The 20,986-nt window shown below is 57.6% G+C and carries 14 protein-coding genes; 12 read left to right on the top strand and 2 right to left on the bottom strand.

Going from position 1 to position 20,986, the window contains the following annotated elements; genetic code table 11:
- Nucleotides 1-14 precede the first annotated feature (14 nt).
- Complete coding sequence (locus GSF01_RS16790; protein WP_159885995.1) at nucleotides 15-2,849, top strand: hypothetical protein; 2,835 nt, start codon at nucleotides 15-17, stop codon at nucleotides 2,847-2,849.
- 334 nt (nucleotides 2,850-3,183) lie between these two features.
- On the opposite strand, the gene GSF01_RS16785 is transcribed toward GSF01_RS16790, so the two are convergent.
- Nucleotides 3,184-5,157 carry an ABC transporter ATP-binding protein gene (locus GSF01_RS16785; protein ID WP_159885993.1) on the bottom strand — a complete coding sequence of 658 codons (1,974 nt, stop codon included), beginning with the start codon at nucleotides 5,155-5,157 and terminating at the stop codon, nucleotides 3,184-3,186.
- 565 nt (nucleotides 5,158-5,722) lie between these two features.
- Here GSF01_RS16785 and GSF01_RS16780 point away from each other — a divergent pair.
- From GSF01_RS16780 to GSF01_RS16730, 11 genes are all read left to right on the top strand, one after another.
- Nucleotides 5,723-6,352: a 5-formyltetrahydrofolate cyclo-ligase gene (locus tag GSF01_RS16780; protein ID WP_159885991.1), complete on the top strand. Its 630-nt coding sequence runs from the start codon at nucleotides 5,723-5,725 to the stop codon at nucleotides 6,350-6,352.
- Nucleotides 6,352-6,882, top strand: a complete 531-nt coding sequence (gene moaC, locus GSF01_RS16775; RefSeq protein ID WP_159885989.1) for a cyclic pyranopterin monophosphate synthase MoaC — start codon at nucleotides 6,352-6,354, stop codon at nucleotides 6,880-6,882. The genes GSF01_RS16780 and moaC overlap by 1 nt, the downstream gene beginning before the upstream one ends.
- A 35-nt stretch (nucleotides 6,883-6,917) precedes the next feature.
- Nucleotides 6,918-7,418: a MogA/MoaB family molybdenum cofactor biosynthesis protein gene (locus tag GSF01_RS16770; protein WP_159885987.1), complete on the top strand. Its 501-nt coding sequence runs from the start codon at nucleotides 6,918-6,920 to the stop codon at nucleotides 7,416-7,418.
- Nucleotides 7,408-8,430 (top strand): molybdopterin-binding protein, encoded by a 1,023-nt coding sequence (locus GSF01_RS16765; protein ID WP_159885985.1) that lies wholly within the window; start codon nucleotides 7,408-7,410, stop codon nucleotides 8,428-8,430. The genes GSF01_RS16770 and GSF01_RS16765 overlap by 11 nt, the downstream gene beginning before the upstream one ends.
- Before the next feature lie 31 nt (nucleotides 8,431-8,461).
- A complete protein-coding gene (tatA, locus tag GSF01_RS30195; protein WP_159885983.1) occupies nucleotides 8,462-8,968 on the top strand; it encodes a twin-arginine translocase TatA/TatE family subunit in 507 nt (168 codons plus the stop codon).
- 44 nt (nucleotides 8,969-9,012) lie between these two features.
- Nucleotides 9,013-9,762, top strand: coding sequence for a twin-arginine translocase subunit TatC (gene tatC, locus GSF01_RS16755; protein WP_159886027.1), 750 nt, complete (start codon nucleotides 9,013-9,015; stop codon nucleotides 9,760-9,762).
- Nucleotides 9,763-10,063: 301 nt separating this feature from the next.
- Nucleotides 10,064-10,345, top strand: coding sequence for a co-chaperone GroES (groES, locus tag GSF01_RS16750; protein WP_159885981.1), 282 nt, complete (start codon nucleotides 10,064-10,066; stop codon nucleotides 10,343-10,345).
- Nucleotides 10,346-10,445: 100 nt separating this feature from the next.
- A complete protein-coding gene (groL, locus tag GSF01_RS16745) occupies nucleotides 10,446-12,080 on the top strand; it encodes a chaperonin GroEL (RefSeq protein ID WP_159885979.1) in 1,635 nt (544 codons plus the stop codon).
- Between the two features lie 180 nt (nucleotides 12,081-12,260).
- The gene (locus GSF01_RS16740) at nucleotides 12,261-13,901 is read left to right on the top strand and encodes a hypothetical protein (protein ID WP_159885977.1); all 1,641 of its coding nucleotides are present in this window, start codon (nucleotides 12,261-12,263) and stop codon (nucleotides 13,899-13,901) included.
- Nucleotides 13,902-17,537 carry a DEAD/DEAH box helicase gene (locus GSF01_RS29700; RefSeq protein ID WP_159885975.1) on the top strand — a complete coding sequence of 1,212 codons (3,636 nt, stop codon included), beginning with the start codon at nucleotides 13,902-13,904 and terminating at the stop codon, nucleotides 17,535-17,537.
- A 100-nt stretch (nucleotides 17,538-17,637) separates the two neighbouring features.
- Nucleotides 17,638-18,225 (top strand): hypothetical protein, encoded by a 588-nt coding sequence (locus tag GSF01_RS16730; RefSeq protein WP_159885973.1) that lies wholly within the window; start codon nucleotides 17,638-17,640, stop codon nucleotides 18,223-18,225.
- A 164-nt stretch (nucleotides 18,226-18,389) separates the two neighbouring features.
- Here GSF01_RS16730 and GSF01_RS16725 read toward each other — a convergent pair whose 3' ends face one another.
- Nucleotides 18,390-20,882, bottom strand: a complete 2,493-nt coding sequence (locus GSF01_RS16725) for an O-antigen ligase family protein (RefSeq protein ID WP_159885971.1) — start codon at nucleotides 20,880-20,882, stop codon at nucleotides 18,390-18,392.
- Nucleotides 20,883-20,986: the final 104 nt, after the last annotated feature.

The raw sequence follows: 20,986 nt of genomic DNA, 5'->3' as shown, positions 1-20,986 counted from the left end.
AAATGAGGATAGTTATGTACAGTGGATATCTTATTTATACCCTTTACCGCCTAACGGTAAAACGATGGATTTGCCTGGGACTTGTAGCGATTCTGGTGCAGGGAGCCTACGCTTCTGTAACGGTTAGCGCCCAGCGGGAGGAAAAAGCGGAAATAGCTCCCCAACGAGCGGTCGGAGGCGAAGAAAGTTCGCCTGAGGTAACAAAGGGCGGACCGCAAGAGCTTCTCGATGGCGAGGATCACTCGGATGATGTATCCGGCGGCCAGGAGCTTGCGGCCGGAGCAGGTCAGACGGGAATGGTAGGCAGCTCGAAGGCATTGGCCCGTTCGACGGACAGCATCGTCCATGTTACGGTGATCTCGCTGCCGGGCTTGTCCTTTCTGGAACTGGAGCCTGAAAGGCTGGCAGCATATCCCGCTTTGCGGAGTCTCGCAAGGGATAGTGATGCGGGGGCGATGAATGTGAGGCTGGCGTCCAAAGGGATAGCGTCTGTCTACGCTACGTGGGGAGCCGGCTCTCCGGCTGATGCGAAGGAGGCGGACGCCGGGAATGGAAAGCGGTTAGCCCCTCCTGGATTTCTCTGGCCGATCCCGCTACTGGGGTCCGCTGTTCGCCCCGAACCTCCGGCTGCTTTCGCCAGCCTAAGTTTACCGCATGTCTCAGGCCGAATAGTCAGCGAGGAGGCTGACGGCCGCAGCTCCTGGACAATTCCAGGCATAGGTCGTCTGAGGGCACGGAATAAACGGGGAGGATATGAAGCCGCGCCTGGCAAGCTGGGGGAGCTGCTGAAAGGGGCAGGGATCCAGACCGGGATCTGGCGTCTGGAAGAGACGCCGATCGCAGGCGCAGTCGGGAAGCCCGCCAAGTCTTTTGCAGCGGCGCTGATGCTGATGGACGGACAAGGGAACGTGTCCGACGGCAGATATGCGCGGCTCGGGGAAGTGAACCCGCAGCTGCAGAGCAGCTGGAGCCGGACGGCTGAGGCGTCTCGTATCCCGGAGGAGGCGAATGGATATGTGCCGAGGGGTACGCTGAATGTATGGGAGTACGACGGGATCTCCCGAGCCTATGCTAGCAGGAGCCAACAGGGGGAGGAGGCTTTCCGCTCCAGACTGAACGCTGCATGGAACCAGGCTGACCGTCTGGTAGCCCAGGTCCGATCCGCTTCCGTCATACGGAGCCGGCAGCAGCCCGAGGAACGATTCGTGATCTGGCTTCTTAGTCCGGAGCCGAATCCGGATGCGGTTCGGAAAAAAAAGCTGCTGACGCCGGTGCTGCGCTGGGACCCGGATCGGTCAGCTCCAGCAGTTGGCACTGCGGTGGGGGTACCCGGCCTGTTAAGCTCGGCCACAACCTACCGGGAGGGAATCGTCGCCGCCGTGGACGTAGCCCCGACTTTACTGGCGGAGTTCGGGCTTGCCGAATCCAGCTGGATGATCGGGCAGCCGATCCGCCGCCTTCTCCCTATAGTCAATACACGGCAGCCGGGCGTCGTCTTGTCCAAGACGGTGAAGGAAGCCAAGGAGCCGCTGCCGCGGCTGCTGGAGGAGATCGACAGGCTGAGCGGCATTTACAGGCTTAGGCCGCCGCTGTTATATGGACTTGCGGTTTATGAGATTTCCATCATGCTTCTGGGGCTGGGAGCCGGGGCCATATGGATCGCGCTGGGCTGGAACCGGGGTTGGCTCAGGGGATTAAGCTTGCTGCTGCAGTCGATCCTCTGGGCTCCGGCTATCCTGGTGGGGATGGGCTGGGCTTGGGGCAGTCCCGCGCGTTGGATGCTGATATCCGTGCTGATAGCGGCTATTGGAGCGGCAGGCTGGCGAGGGAGCCGGATATCCGTCGGCCCCCGGTCTGCCCTGGTATGGATCATGGCGCTCACCGGGACCGGTGTCTCGCTGCTGATTATGGGGGACGGATGGTCCGGCTCCTCTATGATGAAGCGATCAGTGCTCGGTTACGATGCGATGATCGGCGCGCGATATTACGGCATCGGCAACGAATGCATGGGCGTGCTGCTGGGCGCTTCGCTGCTGGGGCTGAGCGCCTGGCTTGAGCTGATGCACGGCCGTCGCCGACGGAATCAACGGCGCCTGGGTCCGGTGGGTCCGGCGAAGCTGGCGCCAGCCTGCCCCGCGCCGGTCGCCCCTGCGCCGCCCGGCTGGCGCGCGGCCTGGCCCGCCTTGGCCGTCGGCAGCCTGACGGCCGGGGCGCTCGCGGCGCCTGCCGTCGGCGCCAATGCCGGCGGCGCGCTGGCGGCGGCCGCCGCCTTCGGCGTGCTGGCTGCGCGCCTCGCCGCTGGCGGGCCGCTGCGCTGGCGCCGCCTCAGCCTGGCGCTGGCGGTGCCGGTGGCCGCCGCGCTGGCAGGGCTGTGGCTGCTGAACGCCGCCGCTCCCCCCGCCCCGGCGGGGGGGAGCGGCTCTGCCGCAGCCGCGATAGCCTCCGCCGCCGAGCCGGGCGGCGGCAGCCTGCGGGCCGATGCGGGTGCCGGACACAGCACCCACATCGGCCGGGCGTTCGCGTCCCTGCGGCAGGGGCGCTGGGACCACATCGGCGCCATGGTCACGCGCAAGCTGGCGATGAACGTGCATTTGCTCCAGGTGTCCGCCTGGAGCGAGGTGCTGCTGACCGGCCTGTTCGTGATGGCCGCTCTGGTGCTGCGCCCGAAGGGCAGGCTTCGGGCTTGGGAGAGGCGCTACCCGTTCCTGATGCACGGCTGCTATGCCAATGTGCTCGGCTCGTTCGCCGCGCTCGCGCTGAATGACTCGGGCATCGTGGCCGCTGCGGCGATGATCGTGTACAGCTGTGTCCCGCTGCTGCTGCTGCGGCTGCAGGAGGGGGGCGCTTAAAGCGGGGACGGGGCCGCGGTACGAGCGCAGGCGCGACGCAGCGAATCCGTACCGCGGTTTCCCTCTAGGCTGCTGGGTTGTCGGCGCAGAGGCAGCTGACGCTAGACGATACGGCAGCCGGGCGCGCAGGGGCTGAGTGCGAAGCCGGCTGGTGAGTGCGGGTGCTTGCCGCCTGACCCAACCGCTCGGACATGAATTTTCGCTGCCGCCGCATGTTCTTAGAGGGTACTGGTACCGGATTTGCCAGGACCTGCAGGGCTAGCTTTCTTGCATAAAAAGGGGCCGTCCCTGAGCATCATCTTTCGATGACGCTGGGACAGCCCCTTTTGCAGCTCTATTCCGCCAGCTGCTCCCACTGCTCATAGCAGGAAGCCAGCTCGCTTCGTTTGCTTTCGATCAGCCCATTCTTTTCCTGGACGATCACATAATTATTGAAAACCTCAGGAAGCGCAAGCTCCTCCTCAAGCTCCGAGATGTCCGTCTCCAGTTGCGCAATCTGCGCCTCGAGCTGCTCCAGCTTACGCTGACGGCTCCGCTCCTCGCGCTTCGCAAGCTTCGTCGATTCGTACGGATTAGCAGGCACGCTCGGACCACCTGCACCGGCATGCGAGTCCGTCCCCTTCGCCGGTCCGTTCCCGGAAGTCGTGCGCTTGGCTGCCTCCTGGGCGAGCCGCTCCTGTTCGATCTCGGCAAGCTCTTGCTTCTTCTCGACATAATCGTCGTAGTTGCCGAGGTAGGAAGTGACTCCGTCCGGGGCAAGCTCCAGCATGCTCTCGGCCATTTTGTTCAGGAAATAACGGTCATGGGAGATGAAAAGCAGGGTGCCCTCATAATCGATCAAGGCCGATTCCAGCACTTCCTTCGAATACAAATCGAGATGGTTGGTAGGCTCGTCCAAAATCAGGACATTCGCTTTGAGCAGCATCAGCTTGGCGAGGGAAACCCGGGCCTTCTCGCCGCCGCTGAGCGAGGCAATTTTCTTGAAAACGTCCTCGCCGCTGAACAGAAAGCTGCCAAGCACGGTCCGCACCCGTCCCTCTTCGAGATGGGGGAACGCATTCCATACCTCCTCCAGCACCGTATGATTCGGATTCAGGCCGGTCTGCTCCTGATCGTAGTAGGCGATCTTCACATTCGCGCCCCAGTTATACGTGCCCCGGTCCTGGTTATGCTGGCCGATCAGCGTGCGCAGCAGCGTTGTTTTGCCTATGCCGTTCGGGCCGATCAGAGCAGCCGTATCGCCGCGGCGAAGCTGGAACGAGACGCCCTGCACGAGCGGGTTGCGTCCATCGTAGGACACGGACAAGCCCCGCACATCCAGAACCTCGCGGCCGCTCGGCACCTCGACCTCGAAGGAGAAGCTGGCCCGCTTCAGATCGCCGAGCGGCTTGTCCAGCCTGTCCATTTTCTCCAAGGCCTTGCGCCGGCTTTGGGCCCGCTTGGTCGTGGAGGCGCGCGTAATGTTGCGCTGGACGAAGTCCTCCATCTTGGAGATTTCCTCCTGCTGCTTTTCGAATTGCTTGAGCTCGATCTCGTAGTTCGCCTGCTTCAGCTCGATATAGCGCGAGTAATTGCCCGTGTACCGTTTGGAGGAGGTCCGCTCGATCTCGTAAATGGCGTCGACCAGAGCATCCAGAAAATACCGGTCATGCGAGACAACCAGGATCGCGCCCGGATAGGAGCGCAAATACTGCTCCAGCCAGGTCAATGTCGGGATATCCAAATGGTTGGTAGGCTCATCCAGCAGCAGCAGGTCGGGCGCTTCCAGCAGCATTTTGGCCAGTGCCAGCCTTGTTTTCTGGCCTCCGCTGAGCGCTTGTACGGGAGTGGCCGGGTCCATGTGGCCGAAGCCCATGCCGTTCAGCACGCCGCGGACCTTGGCCTCGACCTCGTAGCCGCCGGAGGCGCGGAACGCATCGGACAGCTCGGCGTAGCGGCGCATGGTATCCTCGGTTTTTTTGTCATCCGCCAGCACCTCGGGATCGGCCATGCGCGCTTCTAAGCGCCGCAGCTCCAGCTCCGTCTCTAGTACGCCCGCGAACACGCCGAGCAGCTCGTTCCATATCGAACGGTCCGAGGAAAGTCCCGAATTTTGCTTCAGATAACCGATCTTCGTTTCCTTAGCCTTGAATATATTTCCCTGGTCGTAAGACAGCTCGCCTGCGATGATCTGCAGCAGGGTAGACTTGCCGGCCCCGTTGACTCCGACCAGCCCGATCCGCTCCCGCGCTTCGATCTGCAGCGATATATGAGAGAGCACGCTGGTGACGCCGTAGCTCTTGGCGATGCCGCTAACTTGCAAAAGCATAATAAAAAAGCCTCCCTGATGCGTCAAGGTTAGACGTGCAGCCCGTCAGAACCTTCGACAGCGGGTTCCGAGAGAGCCTGCACCTAGTAGATGGTCTAAGTGTAGCACAACTGAAAGGATATTTCGATTTCGATCGATAATCGCATAGATGCTGGAGCAGGGCGCGCTGCTTTGTCCAAGGGTTTCGCGGTTCTCCCTAAACGTGTCGCTACCTATAATATTTGGGAGGCGATCGGTCAGTCCGGGCTGATGATAATCCGCCGGACATAGTCGCAAGGGCTTGCTCGAGGGACAGGGGCTTGGGCGCTGCCGGAAGACTTCTAAACGGCATCGTTCCGTCCGCTGTTGCACGCACCTGGCGCGGGGCTTAATCAACCGGTTGGCCGTGTCCGCCTATGCCGTCTTTCCGCTCCCGCCGCGACAGCGGGAAGGCCGAGGATTCCGGCGAAGCTTTTTTTTATTGATTATTTATTGTAAACTGATGAAAATGGAGTATGGATTTGCAAAAGGAAACTTGTTATTTGCCTGCAAAGTATTTATCGCTTCGTGAAAAGAGGCCGTTCCCATGAATATTAAAGAGAAAAAAATTGAACTGAGGCGGCAAGCCGAGGCGGTACGTTCCGATATTGGCGAGGACGAACGCCGGCGCAAGTCTGAGGAAATCAGCCGCAAGCTGATCGCAAGGCTGGAGGAAATCATGCGTCCCGACCCCTCGGTCCGGCGCAAGCCCACCTTGTTCGCTTATATGCCTGTCAAAACTGAGGTTGACGTGACCGCCGTACTAGAGGCTTGCTGGAAGCGTCCGTGGCGCGTTGTCGTACCGAAGGTCGTCCATGCTCATAAGCAGCTCAAGCTGTACGAGATCAAGTCTCATGCCGATCTGGAGCGCGGAGCCTGGGGCATCCGCGAGCCCGTAGCCAAGGCGCCGCAGCTATTCGACATCCGGCAGATCGATGTGGCGCTCGTGCCCGGTCTTTCCTTCGATCTGAAGATGGGCCGGCTTGGCTATGGCGGGGGCTTCTACGACCGGTTCATGCAGCAGTACGTACGGACAGGCCTGCCTAAGCCTTATATCGTCGCGGCTGCGTTCGAGGAGCAGATTATTGACGAGGTGCCGATGGGGCTGTTCGACTTCCGGATTAACGAGCTGGTTACCGACAAGCGGCGCATTCTGGAAGGAGGCGTCGAGATCTGATGACAGATGCCGGACACGGATTGGACGATCAGCAGCAGGCCGAAGGGCCCCGGCTGACCCATTTCAACGAGCAGGGGCGGGCGAATATGGTCGACATCACGGGGAAGCAGGAAACATCCCGCTCGGCGACCGCGCGGACGACCGTGACGATGCAGCCGTCGACCCTGGAGCGGATCCGGCTTGGCCGGATCGGCAAGGGCGATGTATTGGCCGTGGCGCAGGTGGCGGCTGTGATGGCGGCCAAAAAGACGTCGGACTGGATTCCGATGTGCCATCCTTTATCCCTGACCGGCGTCGATGTGGTTTTTAGCGATAACGACAGCGATGAGCTGTATATCGAAGCGACCGTCAGGACCAAAGGGCAGACCGGTGTCGAGATGGAGGCGCTGACAGCCGTATCCGCTGCCGCTCTGACCGTCTATGATATGTGCAAAGCGCTTGAGAAGTCGATGCAGATCGGACCGACGCTGCTGCTGGCCAAATCTGGCGGCAAGAGCGGCGATTATAAGCATCAGACGCCAGAGGGTTAGGACGATAGGAATTCAATCGGGGAGGAGTAGGCTTTATGCGCTGGAAAGTGGCGATATTGACCGCAAGCGACCGAGGGTCGCGCGGAGAACGGGAAGACACTAGTGCACAGGTTATTCGGGAATTGATCGAGGAAGAAATGCATGGCGAAATTATCGAGTATCGGATCGTGCCGGATGAGAAGGACGAGATCATGGCAGCCTTGATCGAAATGACCGATTACTTCAAAGCCGATCTCATTCTGACAACAGGCGGTACAGGTCTAGCCGTACGCGATGTCACCCCTGAGGCTACGCTGGAGGTTATCGAAAGACAGGTTCCGGGTCTTGCTGAGGCCATGCGCCTGTATTCCATGCAGAAGACGCGCCGCGCGATGCTGTCCCGGGCCATCTGCGGGATCCGGGGCCGCTCGCTGATCGTCAATCTGCCCGGCAGTCCCAAGGGCGTGTCGGAGAACCTATCCGCCATCATGGACCAGCTTCCTCATGCGCTGGCTATCTTGTCCGGACGCGAGGGGGGCCATGGGGATGAAGCCTGAGGGCATGCTGGAGGAAGTGGCCGTCGAGCAGGCGGTCGGACTCGTGCTGGCTCATGACCTTACGCAGATTCTCCCCGGGGAGTTCAAGGGAAGGCTGTTCAGAAAAGGCCATGTCATCCGAGAGGAGGATATCCCGGCTCTGCTCAGCATCGGCAAGGAGCATATCTATACGCTTCGGCTTCAGTCTGGCTATCTGCATGAAGACGAAGCCGCCCAGAGGCTCGCCCAAGTCGCGCGAGGCGCACAAGGGGCACCTTGGGCGAACGTGGAGCTCACTTCTCCCCATGAAGGCAAAATCACCCTCAAATCGACCATCCACGGACTGGTCAAGATCGATAAGGAACGGATCGACCGGATCAACGGATTGGATCAAGTTATCATGTCGACGATCCGTTCGAATACGGTCGTAAAGCCCGGTCAGCCCTTAATGGGCACCCGGGTGATCCCGCTTGTGATCGAGGAGCGGCGCATCGCGGAAGCCGAGGAGATTGCGGCTTCTTCGCCCATCCCTCTGATCGGAGTTAAGCCGTTCCGACGCTTGCGGGTCGGACTGATTACGACGGGAAGCGAAGTGTTCAAGGGGCGCATTACCGATAAATTCGGCCCGGTCGTCAGGAGCAAAGTGGAAGCGCTGGGCTCGGAAATCATCGATCAGCGGCTTGCGCCCGACGACAGCGCGGTGATTATTGCGGAAATCCGGCGATTCCTGCGGGAGGACCGTGCGGACCTGATCCTGCTTACGGGCGGGATGTCGGTCGATCCCGATGACAGGACGCCGGGTGCGATCAAGCAGGCGGGCACGGATATTGTGAGTTATGGAACTCCGATGCTGCCGGGCTCGATGCTGCTTGTCGGGTATTTGGAGGGCGTGCCTGTCATGGGCTTGCCGGGCTGCGTCATGCATGATCCGTACACCTCGTTCGATGTGCTGCTGCCGCGCATATGCGCCGGCGAGACCATCGTCCGCCAGGATATTACCGAGCTAGGATACGGAGGCTTGCAGGGCTGCTAGCCTAACTTTACAGGAAGGGTTGAGAGGCTGCATGCTAGGCAACATCGGAACGTCCGAATTTATATTGATAGCGGTTGTCGCCCTCATCGTGTTCGGGCCGGCCAAGCTGCCGGAGATTGGCCGTACCTTGGGCAAAACGATTCGTGAGTTCAAGCAGGGCGCCCGTGAACTGCTGAACGACGAACCGTCGAGGCCGGAGCGCAAGGATGTAACTCCCGAGAGCCGTCCCGCTCCGGCTCCTGCCGGGGAGCAGTCCGCCGCTCTGGCGTCCGAATCGAAAGCGGCCCCCCCTGTCCCGGACCCGGATGTCTCGGGCGGGAAGGGCCCTGAAGAAACGCAGCTTGTACCTGACGGAGCGGTGAATGCCGAATCCGCAGACCAAGCAGCGGGGGAGGCCCCGAGCCTCGCGTCGGTGCCGGGACCTGACCCGGTAGGCGGCCTTGTGGCGCCTCTACCGGACCTGGGGACGCCCGGCGCCGGCGGTACCGGCGAAGCGGGGAAGGCATCTCGCAGCAACCCCCGAAGATTGCCGGATTAGGTCCTGACTAGGAAGGGCAGGTGAGCGTGTTGCAGGACGAAGGCATGACCTTAGTTGAACATTTGACAGAGCTGCGCAAACGGATTATTTGGATCGCTGTCGTCCTCATCGTGGGGATGGCGATCGGATTATTCACGGCCAATCCTCTGATCACCTTTTTGAAGTCGGTTCCTCCCGCGAGCGAGATTAACTGGAATGCTTTTTCCCCGTGGGATCCGCTTAAGATGTATATGAACTTTGCACTCGTAACGGGACTTCTTATTACGCTCCCCTTTACTCTTTACCAGCTGTGGTCGTTTCTGAAGCCGGGACTGCGCGAAGTGGAGCAGAAGGCTTCTTTGTTATACGTGCCTTTCGCCTTTATCATGTTTATACTGGGGCTGGCCTTCGGATATTTCATCGTGTTTCAGATGGCCTTCCTGTTTACGACCTCCATCGCCAAAAGCCTGGAGCTGAGCGAGACCTATGGGATAGCTCAATACTTCAGCTTTATGTTCAATATTATTTTGCCGATTGCGCTCGTGTTCGAGCTGCCGATCGTCGTGATGTTTCTGACGAAAATACGGCTGCTCAATCCGAAGCTGCTGCGCAAAGTACGCCGATATGCCTACTTGATACTAGTCGTCATCTCCACCATGATTACGCCGCCGGATGCGATATCGGCGATCGTCGTGGCGGTACCGATGATTATTTTATACGAGTTCAGCGTCTACTTGTCAGCGGGCATTTACCGCAAACAGCAGCTTCAGGACGAAGCATGGGAGAAGGAGAGCATGGCGGAGCCTGTCGAATGACAGGCTTTTTTCGCTGGTCCGGCATCTGGACAACGGGAATTTCCGCGAGAAACCGGGAGTTTTTCGGAAACAATGCCGGAGTTCACGGCGAAGCTGTCTTTCCCCTCGGAGGGACTCAGATTCCGGCCCGGGACAGGTATATTCGGCAGGTGCCGCGGAGACAATGGGGAAGGTATGAAAAAGTTGTAAAACCACTTGCAAATTTATTGTGAAGTGGTTATCATAAATAGTGTTGTTAGCACTTGAGACATATGAGTGCTAAACCAAACTCAGTACCACATTTTAAAGGAGGCATTTTCTCATGATCAAACCGTTGGGTGATCGCGTAGTTATCGAAGCCATCGCTAAGGAGGAAACGACCGCATCCGGTATCGTACTGCCTGACACGGCGAAGGAAAAGCCGCAAGAAGGTAAAGTCGTAGCAGTCGGCAGCGGTACACTCAAGGACGGCGAACGCGTAGCGCTCGAATTGAAGGAAGGCGACCGCGTTATTTTCTCCAAATACGCCGGTACCGAAGTGAAGTTCGAAGGCCGCGATTTGCTGATCATGCGCGAAAGCGACGTACTTGCCGTTCTGGCTTAAGTCACTTCGCCGCCCCATACTTAAGCTTGGGCAGCATCCATACTTAGGAATATCCGAACGTTGTTCAACATAAACAATATCCAATCGGGAGGGTTCATTCATGGCTAAAGACATTAAATTCAGTGAAGAAGCTCGCCGTTCGATGCTTCGCGGCGTTGACGCTTTGGCGAATGCCGTTAAAGTTACACTCGGTCCTAAAGGCCGCAACGTAGTTCTTGAGAAAAAATTCGGCAGCCCGCTGATCACCAATGACGGCGTAACGATCGCTAAGGAAATCGAGCTGGAAGACGCATTCGAAAACATGGGCGCTCAGCTGGTTAAAGAAGTAGCGACCAAAACGAACGACGTTGCCGGTGACGGTACGACGACGGCTACGGTTCTGGCGCAAGCGATGATCCGCGAAGGTCTGAAAAACGTAACGGCAGGCGCTAACCCTATGGTTATCCGCAAAGGTATCGAGAAAGCCGTCAAAGCGGCTGTAGCGGAACTGGCCAGCATCGCCAAGCCGATCGAAGGCAAGCAATCCATCGCTCAAGTTGCTGCGATCTCCGCAGCTGACGATGAAGTAGGCGAACTGATTGCTGAAGCTATGGAGAAGGTCGGCAAAGACGGCGTTATCACTGTCGAAGAATCCAAGGGCTTCGCTACCGAGCTTGAAGTGGTAGAAGGCATGCAGTTCGACCGCGGCTACATCTCCCCGTACATGATCACCGATACGGACAAGATGGAAGCTGTGCTGGATAACCCGCTTATCCTGATCACGGACAAAAAAATTACGAACATTCAAGAGATCCTGCCGGTTCTCGAGAAAGTCGTTCAATCCGGCAAGCAATTGCTGATCATCGCAGAAGATGTGGAAGGCGAAGCGCTGGCAACTCTGGTTGTCAACCGTCTGCGCGGCACATTCACTTGCGTAGCTGTTAAAGCTCCAGGCTTCGGCGATCGCCGCAAAGCTATGCTGGGCGACATCGCTGCCCTCACAGGCGGCCAAGTCATCACGGAAGAGCTCGGCCTTGAGCTGAAATCGACGCAGCCGGACCAACTCGGCTCCGCCCGTCAAGTTCGCGTAACGAAAGAAAACACGATCATCGTGGACGGCGCCGGCGACAAGAAAGACATCGGCACCCGCGTATCGCAAATCCGCGCTCAACTGGAAGAAACGACTTCCGAGTTCGATAAAGAAAAACTGCAAGAGCGTCTGGCTAAGCTGTCCGGCGGCGTAGCTGTCGTGAAGGTCGGCGCAGCTACTGAAACCGAGCTGAAAGAGCGCAAGCTTCGCATCGAAGATGCTCTGAACGCAACCCGCGCAGCGGTTGAGGAAGGCATCGTGGCAGGCGGCGGTACGGCGCTTGTGAACGTGTATGCAGCGGTTACTGCTGTAAATGCTTCAGGCGACGAGCAAACGGGCGTAAACATCGTTCTGCGCGCTCTGGAAGAGCCTGTACGTACGATCGCGAGCAACGCCGGTCAAGAAGGCTCCGTTATCGTGGAGCGTCTGAAGAAAGAAGCTACGGGCATCGGCTACAACGCTGCTACGGGCGAGTGGGTGAACATGATCGAGGCGGGTATCGTTGACCCGGCGAAAGTAACGCGTTCCGCCCTGCAAAACGCTGCTTCCGTTGCTTCCATGTTCCTGACGACCGAAGCTGTCATCGCTGACAAACCGGAAAAAGATAAGCCTGCTATGCCTGATATGGGCGGCATGGGTGGTATGGGCGGCATGGGCGGATTCTAATCCGCGCCCTGCGCCTAGTCCCCGGCAAGGCTGGAGAGCGGCATCCCTCGGGATGCCGCTTTTTGGCGTTGTCCGGGAGAGAAGAATTTATCGGCAGTTTTAATTCTGATATGATAGTGTAATGAGTTGCAATAAGCGAGCAGATTCTAGAGGTAACGTGATCCAAGGGGTGAGACGAGCATGCAGGAGCGCAGTGTCAAGGAATGGACCCGGCTTTTTTACAGTTGTTTTTCGTTCCCTACGATGCAGAAGGGCTGGCGCCTGTACACGATGGGCCAGGTCATCGACTATGATCTTAATCCGGATGAAAGGTTACTCGAGGCCCATGTTGCAAAGCCCGGAGCGAACTGGAATTTCTACGAGCGGCCCAGCTTGAGCCTGGGGGATTTCAGGGACAGTGAATGCACGTGCCTGAAGAGGAACTGCGAGCATCTCGCGGCGCTTGCTTTCACTTATCTGGAAGAAGAGCTGGATATCGATTCACAGCTTATTTTAAAGCCGGGAGGAAGTGCTTGGGGCCAGTCAGAAAGCGTCTCTTCTGGGGCTCAATCCGTCTGGGACAGCCCTAAAGCAGGAATTGCGGCTTCCTCGGTTAAGGCGGCAAAGGTACAGGCTCCTGCAGCGTCCTCCAGCGTAGAAGAGTGGCACAGCTACTTCAGACATCGCTTTCCGCCGGAGCGGCTGTCCACTCTACGCGGGGGCGATACCTTTTATAATACCGTCTACGGTGGTTTGGCCCCTATAAGCTCCGCGTGGCATCCGACGCTCAGGGGCTTGTACGAGCTGCATGTACTGCTGTTCACCTTCAAGCTGCTGGATGAGCTGTCGGGCTCGGGGTACCGGTACTCCTTGGGGTACGATTATTATGCCATTCGGCAGTTGTTTTCCGATCTTTTCAATCAGACCTATGATCAGCTCCTTCGCTTGCTTCGTACCCTTCATGGGGAGGAAGCAAGGAGCTTGTACAGCGAACATCTTCAGGCAACGGCAGATTATTTGGCGCGACATGCCTTTCCTCTCTCTGCTGGCTTCGTTTCCTGGATGCCTATCTATATCTCCATATGGAGCGGGCTGCTTATGGAGGAGGCCAGAACGGACCGGGAGAAGGCTCGTCTGAGCCGGGCGGCGAGACAGGAGGAAGTGAGCCCGGCCTTGTTTGACCAACTGCTGACGGCCCGGATCCTGTTCGACGTGGAAGAGGGCCAGGACGAGGCGGCTTGGGCCAAAGCAAGTCAGTTGAAGTCGCGCGGACATATACGGTTGTATCCGTTTCTGTTCGGCTTCCAGCATACGGGCCAGTGGGCCAGGCTGCAGCTATGGCTGGAGAAGCTGGCTCCGATGATTCGGGAGAAGTGGGGTCAGCCTGACGAGACCTATTACGAGCTGTGGAGCCATTTGCTGGACAAGCATGCCGCCAGGGAAGCGTGGGAGAGAGTTATGCTTCAGCTTCTCCCTGCAAGCCTGCCTTATTATCTGGATCAGCTGATGCGTCAGGAGCGGTTTCAGGAGTGGGTAGATTTGCATATGGCGTTTGGCTACACTCCCTTGGATCTTCGTGTCAGTGACTACAAGCCGATTGAGCTGAAGCGGAAAAGCTTGCTGCTGCCCTGGTTTCATCACAGCATCGAGAAGCTGATCGCCGAAAAAAACCGCGATTCCTATAAAAGGGCTGTCAGACTGATGAAGAAGCTCAGGACGATGTACGGCAAGCTGAAGCAGAAGGAGCGGTGGGAATTGTACCTGAATCATATCCGAGAGAAGTATTCAAGGCTCCGCGCTCTGCAGCAGGAATTGGGTCAGCTGACGAAAGGGGAAGCCTAGATGTTGGACACGCAGACCTTTCTTATACAGGGCAAGCCTCTCCCGGACGGAGGCTGGGCGTTATGGTCCGATGTGGACGACCGGGGGGCGCAACTGGCGGCAAGCAGCTTGCGTTCCAGACTGTTTCCGTGGCATGAGCGTTCGATGTACGGCGTACTGCTGGAGCAGGGAATTCCGGAGCGTACGGAGGCGCTGAGGCTGTCTGCTTACGATGCGCTGGATTATTTGGCCGAGCCGGGGACCTCGCTCTATCTCCCGGTCGAGTGGAGCGGGACGCTGCAGAAGGCCCGGCAGGCGGCCCGGCTGTTGCGGCAGGCGCTGGACAAGGGCTGGTACCGGCCTAATCCTGCTGCCTGGCAGCAAGGAGAACTGGACTGGCAGCTGCTGCTGCCTCAGGAGGCTCAAGAGGAGTTGGTGCGGCTGGATCAGGAGCTGGCGCCCCTGGGAGTCGAGCTGACGGGATGGTTTTCCAAGTCAGTCGAGCAGCTGCTGACCGAGGAGCCGGACATTGCGGATGCCTGGAGCGAGCTGCTGGAGCAGGAGCCCATGCTTGGGAGGTATCGCGCGGATGCGGAGGCGGCAAGAGACGAGCGGACCCGGACGGAGCGGCGCAGGGGCCGGGCGGGTGGTGCTGCTGCTGCAGTTGCGGTTGCTGCTTCTTCGGAGCGTGCTGGAACAGCTGAAGCTGTTGAAGCGGGAGGACATTCTGAATCGGCTGAGGCTGGAGCTGCTGCGGGGGGCGTCGAGCGTACTGAGGCAGCTTCGGTAGGCGGTGGCGATGCGGTATCGGCATCAAAATCCAGTGCGGCGGCCGCGCTGGACGTGGAAGGCTGGCTCGTAACTGTCGGCTGGAAAAAGGACGACATTCCGTTTCGCGTAGCGCTGCAGCTTGTCGAGCCGCAGTTGGATGGGCTCCTCGGGAGCGGCGATGAGGGAGAGCTGCTGTTGACGGAGCCGGAGGAAGCGGTATGGTCGCTGAGCTTGATCGTGCAGGATAAGCAGGACCCCGCGCTATTGATCGAGCAGGAGCTGGAAGGCGAAACGCCGCAGGGGCTTTATGAAGCGGTTATCAGCCGCAAGAAGATACCGAAGCATTGGGAAGCTGCTCTGGAACGCAAACTGGCTTCGGATTTGGAGCGGGTGATCTTGGTCGTACCGGAGCTGCTGAATGGCGGATCGGACACCTCAGCAGGCCAATTGAAAGGACAGTTGACCGACGAAGAAGCGTGGAGGTTCTTGGACGAGGACAGCTTGAAGCTGCTGCAGGCGGGTTTTCAGGTTTATCTCCCATCATGGTGGGAAGAGCTCCGAAGAACGCAGCCGCGTCTGAAGGCGCAGCTGCAAGGGTCGGCCGGGTCCGGTTCGGGAAGTATACTCGGCATTGATCAGCTCATGCAGTTTGACTGGAAGGTGGCGGTCGGCAATACGGATTTCACAGATGTCGAATTTGCTCGTCTGGCTGCTGCCAACAAGCGGCTGATGCATGTCCGGGGACGCTGGATTCAGCTCGACCCGGCCTTTATCGTGGCGGTACGCAAGGCTATGAAGAGGATCGGCCAGGGAGGGAGTCTGTCTTTCCGCGAGATCATGGAGCTGCATCTGCTGGAAGCCGAGCTTGCAGGCGGAGCAGCTGCCGATGATTTGTCATCGGAGCTTGGGCCGGAGGAGGCTGAGAAGCAGCTTCGTATCGAGGTGGAGCTGAACAGTCATATAGCGGGGCTGATCGGGCAGCTGCAGCATACGGACCGCATCCCTGTGCTGAAAGCTCCCAAGGGTCTGCAGGCTAGTCTGCGCAGCTACCAGCAGGACGGGTTGTCTTGGCTGCTCTTCTTGCGCAAGTTCGGACTCGGAGCCTGCCTGGCGGATGACATGGGGCTTGGGAAGACCATTCAGTTTATCGGCTACTTGCTTCATGCCAGGCAAGAGCAGCAGGTGCAGGAAGGCCAAGCGGAGACAACGCGTCCTAAGAAACGACCGGGTCGACCTCGCAAGGTGGAAATAGCGGGGGCTAAGACAGCCGGAGCCGCCGGAAGCGTGGGCTCGGGTAACGAGGCCGATCCGGCAGCTTCGGCTGCGGCTCGGGAGGGCGACGGCGCAGCAGCAGGCTCCCCGGATCAGCAAACAGCGCCGGAGAGCAAGCCGCGCCTGCCCGGTCAGGAATCTTTGTCAGCTGCGGTTCGGCCCGCAAGCATGACAAGTACCGGTATGAACTCCCGGCCTCCGGGACTGCTTATCTGCCCGACGTCGGTGCTGGGCAACTGGCAGAAGGAGCTTACGCGGTTCGCCCCTTCCTTGCGTGTGTACTTGCATTATGGTCCGCAGCGGGTCAAGGGCGATGAATTTGCTCAGGCTGTACAGGGGTATGACCTTGTGCTTACCTCCTATACCTTGGCCCAGATGGACGAGGAGGAGCTCTCGACCGTGATCTGGGATGTGATCGGGCTGGATGAGGCGCAAAACATTAAAAACGTGCATACCAAGCAGTCCGCCGCAGTAAGAAAGCTTGATGCACGCCACCGTATTGCGCTCACGGGAACGCCGATCGAGAATCGGCTGACCGAGCTGTGGTCGATCTTCGATTTCATTAATCCAGGTTATTTGGGCACTCTGGGCAGCTTTACCCACAAGTACGTCAATCCGATCGAGAAGGGGGGCGACGAGGAGTTGGTGGGGCAGGTTCAGAGGCTGATCAAGCCCTTCCTGCTGCGCCGGGTGAAGAAGGACCCCGCCATTCAGCTCGACCTCCCGGATAAGACGGAAAGCAAGGTGTATGTGCCTCTCACTCTGGAGCAGGCGACCTTGTACGAAAATACGGTGCAGGACATGCTGGAGCGGATCGATGCCTTGGCCGGAATGGAGAAAAAGGGATTGATTCTGGCTACGTTAACCAAGCTGAAGCAAATTTGCAATCATCCGGCACTGTTTCTGAAGGAGCCGGCGGATGCCGCTTGGGAGGATCGGTCCAGCAAGCTGGAGCGGCTGCTGGAGCTGGTGGACGAGCTGCGGGAAGAAGGCGATAGCTGCCTGATCTTCACCCAGTTCGTCGAGATGGGCCATCTGCTCAAGGCAGCGCTGGAGCGAGAGCGGGGGGAGAAAGTACTGTTCCTGCATGGCGGCGTACCGAAGAAGCAGCGCGACGAGATGATCGCGAGCTTTCAGGGGGAATTGGCCGTGGAACCCGGGACGACGTCCAGACAAGCAAGTTCACCAGCGGATTCCGCAGGGAGGAGAGGCGGGTCTGCGATGCGCCAATCAGGCGTCATACCGTCTCCGTCAGAAGCGAAAGCGGGCACGCCTTCCGGCGGAGGAATTTTCATTCTTTCCCTCAAGGCGGGAGGTACGGGGCTTAATCTCACCACAGCCAATCACGTCTTCCACTTCGACCGCTGGTGGAATCCGGCTGTCGAGAATCAAGCGACGGATCGGGCATTCCGGATCGGACAAACCCGTAACGTGCAGGTGCATAAATTTGTCGCCCTGGGCACGCTCGAGGAGCGTATCGATGAGATGATCGAGCGGAAGCTCGGCCTTAGCGAGCAGATTGTCGGTACGGGAGAGAACTGGGTGACCGAAATGTCTACCGACGAGCTTCGCGAGATGTTTGTCCTGCGCAGGGAGTGGATCGGAAAGGCTTAGCTGGAGGACGGCTAGGCAGGTGTCTGAGCGTTGGCGCGACAGCCGTCGGGGCGACTGATCGCGGTTTTCATCACATGCGGAGGAGAGGTGCGGAAGCCCGATGTCTAAACGCAAACGGGAGAAAATGAAGGCCAAAGAGCGGCGTCATAGCCGTGGAGAAGGGGCGAAGCTCACCGTCATCGAAGGCGGTTCCGGCGAAGAGGCGGCTAAGGCCCCGGCGGCCCGTGCGAAGCCTTCCTCTGAGATACAGAGGACGGTTGCTGGGCGTACGCGTACGGGCGCCCAAGGATCGGTTGAAGTGTCTCAGACTCAGAGCCCGGAAGAACCCAAGCGCCGTGGAAGGCCGCCGAAGAGCGCTGCGGCAGGAGGAGCTTCTCAGAGCGGGCTGAGTGGAGGGGGCCGGATTTCATCCACGACATCCACAACATCCACGACATCCGCGACATCCGCACAAGCGGATGCGCGGGCTTACGGCCTGGGCAGCGGCGTCTCTGAGCTTCAGGCGGCTCGCGAAGCGGATTCTGCCGCAGATAAGAAGCGAAAGCGCAGCAGCGTTAAGAAGAAGCCAGCTGTTGACTGGAGCGGCGAGCTTGACCTTGAAGCCGCCCCGCATCTGCGTGATATGTCGTCAGGCTGGCAGCAGCTGTATGCGCTTGTGGGGCGTGTAGCGAGACGGGAAGAGAAGTAGTCTCACGTACAGGCGGACTGTAATCGCGTGGAAAGTAACGCTTAGAAGCTATTATTTGGCAGCACGCTGTAATCAGTCTTTAGCTCTGATGAGACGTAAAAGCCCCTGCCTTCTCCTGATGGAGAAGCAGGGGCGTTTTTGTGTCGCTGCATCGTCTTTTTTTTCTACGGCTTGAGACTCAGTAATTGCTGGATTTCATTCTTCTCGTTCGCATCGGCAGCAATCAGCTTATCGTAGAGGGCTTGATCATTCTTGCCCTGCTTCTGGAGAGCGGCCAGATACCATCTCGCCAGCTGACGCGGGAACACCTCTTTGAAGTTATCGGATAATCCAAGTCTCAGCATAGCTTCCGCTTGATCGTACTTCCCTTGCAGGAAATAGATTTCTCCTAGGGAGAGGCCCATCTGAGGTGTCACAGAGAACGCGTTGCCCTGTGCCTGCTCTTTAGGGAGATTGGCCAGCGTCTGCTTCAGTGCATCGAATTGCGAGTAGATCTGGAGCGCTTGCGCCCAGTATTTATCCTGAGTCGCTTGATCCTTTTCGTCGAATGCCTGGAGCCCCAGACGCGTATTCAGATCGATAGCCGTTTGGTACAGCACTACTTTCCAACGGAAATTAGAAATTTCCGCCGTTGCCAGGTCCAGAGCGGCCTGCGTGTTCTCCTTCACCAAATAGCTTTGGATGCGTTGGAAGGTTAAGCCAAAATCATAAGGATTCTTCTCTCTGGCTGCATCGATAATCTCAACCGCTTCGTTGTAGAACTTCTCATCCTGAGTCTGGTCGTACACCTGGAACAGAATTGCAGCTTTCTGCTGCACATACTCCGGTTGGGTCGGCCGGGTTTCCAGGGCTTGGTTCAACGGCGCAATAATTTGATTAAAGTCGGTAACCCCGTTGGACAGCATATGGTTCGTTTCCCGGTAATTGCGATGGGCATTGACTAGCTGTACCGAGGTGAAGAACATAATGACCGCTATCAGGGCAAGTGCCGAAGGATAGATCCATTTGTAAGTAATGGTCTTTTGGAGCCATGCTGTCTTTAGTTTGATAGTGTCATTGGAGATCATAGCTCCCAAGCAAAGGAACACGACCACTCCGAGATAGACATAGCTCAGGTTAAAATCCAGTGCGCTGTGAACGAGTAGGGCTATCGCGGCGATGTAGAACATAAAGCGTTCCTCGCGTCCCTCTTCGTCCTGCCTGACATAGTTGCGAATATAGATATACAAGACGCCAATAAGGATAAGTGCAAAAATGAGTGTTCCGATCAAGCCGGTTTCTCCCATGTATTGCAGGTAGAAGCTATGCGCTTGGCGGCTTGTATAAGGGTTATTCTGGTATTTCTCATACATGGCTGCCCAGGCGCCGCCCCCGGCTCCCATCACCGGATGGTCGGAGAACAGCTTTAACGCGTCCATGTAAAACGTACCGCGTTCGAGAACGCTGTGCTGCTGGAAGTTGATGTTCTCGATCCGAGTGCGGATATTGTCAGGCAATGCCTTGGTCACACCGGTATCCGTGAACAGAAGCACAACGGCAAGAGTACCGACGACAATAGCAATGATCGGAAGACCGATCTGAGAGAAACGCCGCTGCTGCAGCTTGTCCAGAGCTCTCTTCAGCCAAGGCTGCACCCATAACTGGATCGCAACAGCTAGCGCCGTGTAGATCGCGGTCGCGATCAACAGGCTGGTCCAGCCGCTTTGGGCAAGTTTGGCATCGTATCCCCTAAACAATTGCACCCCTGCATTCGACACTTGTGTTAGAATGGTGAAGGATAAAATAAAGGCAATCAGCAGATGCAGCAGATACGTCACTTGCTTGTACATTTTCAAGAAGGGAAGGACCAGCAGGACAACAATCGGCAGAACGACCAACGCGCCCCGCGACAGAGTAACGAAAAATGAAATAATAATAGGCACGATGAACAGCGCATGCAAGGCAATCGTATACCAACGTTTGGAAGTAATGACAAAATGCACGGCACACAGTAGAATAGCAATTAGATAGCCTGCATAGGTGTTGGCATATTGGAATACCGATGTTAATCGCGGTCCGTTGGAATCCTCCATGACGGCATGCTCGTAATAGTTGAGTATACCCATATTCGAGGCGAACCACTTGACCAGGCTGAATATGCCTTCCCTCTGACCAAGCCAATTCAGCAGCCCGAATGCGACTATTAAATAAGATGAGGCGATGAACACAACCTTGAGCACCGACAGCCCGATCTTTTCGCCTGCTATATAATACGCCAGCAGGAAGAATGCGACATAGATGATCTGGATGTAGAACATGTTAAAGGCAAGCGTTGAAGAGGCGGCCCCGATCGTCGACAGCAGGTAGACTACCGGCATTAACCAGATTGCGATTGTCATAAGATCGGATGCAGTTTTCATTTTCCAATGGTAAAATAGAAATATCGAAAACAAAATGACGGTTACGCACGTCCATACTAGTGAGGAATAAATCGGCCCTTCAAAGCTCGAATAGTTTCCGTTAAACAAGCCCTTCTGAAACGGGGCCCAAAATAGAAACAAGCTGATCAGGCCAAGAATGATCCACATAAGGATGGAGTTTTCACTTGTTGAGGTTGCGGCAACGGGCGGTTTCTTGTTCCCGCTGGTATAGCCGTATTGCGGCTTTTTGGTGCTCATGGTTAATCTCCTTATCTATTTATGGTAAAAATGGCGGGGCATTACGATGAAATTTTATCATATTTGGTGGGGGGAGCCAAATGATTTAGTTTGAGAGAATAAAT

It is taken from the genome of Paenibacillus puerhi (assembly GCF_009846885.1).
Lineage (GTDB): Bacteria > Bacillota > Bacilli > Paenibacillales > NBRC-103111 > Paenibacillus_G > Paenibacillus_G puerhi.
The sequence above is the reverse complement of the archived record's forward strand: the minus strand, read 5'-3'. Positions and strand labels throughout refer to the sequence as shown.

Coding starts and splice junctions, on each gene's coding strand:
- GSF01_RS16790 (WP_159885995.1), top strand. CDS start 15: ATGTACAGTGGATATCTTATTTATACCCTTTACCGCCTAACGGTAAAA.
- GSF01_RS16785 (WP_159885993.1), bottom strand. CDS start 5,157: ATGCTTTTGCAAGTTAGCGGCATCGCCAAGAGCTACGGCGTCACCAGC.
- GSF01_RS16780 (WP_159885991.1), top strand. CDS start 5,723: ATGAATATTAAAGAGAAAAAAATTGAACTGAGGCGGCAAGCCGAGGCG.
- moaC (WP_159885989.1), top strand. CDS start 6,352: ATGACAGATGCCGGACACGGATTGGACGATCAGCAGCAGGCCGAAGGG.
- GSF01_RS16770 (WP_159885987.1), top strand. CDS start 6,918: ATGCGCTGGAAAGTGGCGATATTGACCGCAAGCGACCGAGGGTCGCGC.
- GSF01_RS16765 (WP_159885985.1), top strand. CDS start 7,408: ATGAAGCCTGAGGGCATGCTGGAGGAAGTGGCCGTCGAGCAGGCGGTC.
- tatA (WP_159885983.1), top strand. CDS start 8,462: ATGCTAGGCAACATCGGAACGTCCGAATTTATATTGATAGCGGTTGTC.
- tatC (WP_159886027.1), top strand. CDS start 9,013: ATGACCTTAGTTGAACATTTGACAGAGCTGCGCAAACGGATTATTTGG.
- groES (WP_159885981.1), top strand. CDS start 10,064: ATGATCAAACCGTTGGGTGATCGCGTAGTTATCGAAGCCATCGCTAAG.
- groL (WP_159885979.1), top strand. CDS start 10,446: ATGGCTAAAGACATTAAATTCAGTGAAGAAGCTCGCCGTTCGATGCTT.
- GSF01_RS16740 (WP_159885977.1), top strand. CDS start 12,261: ATGCAGGAGCGCAGTGTCAAGGAATGGACCCGGCTTTTTTACAGTTGT.
- GSF01_RS29700 (WP_159885975.1), top strand. CDS start 13,902: ATGTTGGACACGCAGACCTTTCTTATACAGGGCAAGCCTCTCCCGGAC.
- GSF01_RS16730 (WP_159885973.1), top strand. CDS start 17,638: ATGTCTAAACGCAAACGGGAGAAAATGAAGGCCAAAGAGCGGCGTCAT.
- GSF01_RS16725 (WP_159885971.1), bottom strand. CDS start 20,882: ATGAGCACCAAAAAGCCGCAATACGGCTATACCAGCGGGAACAAGAAA.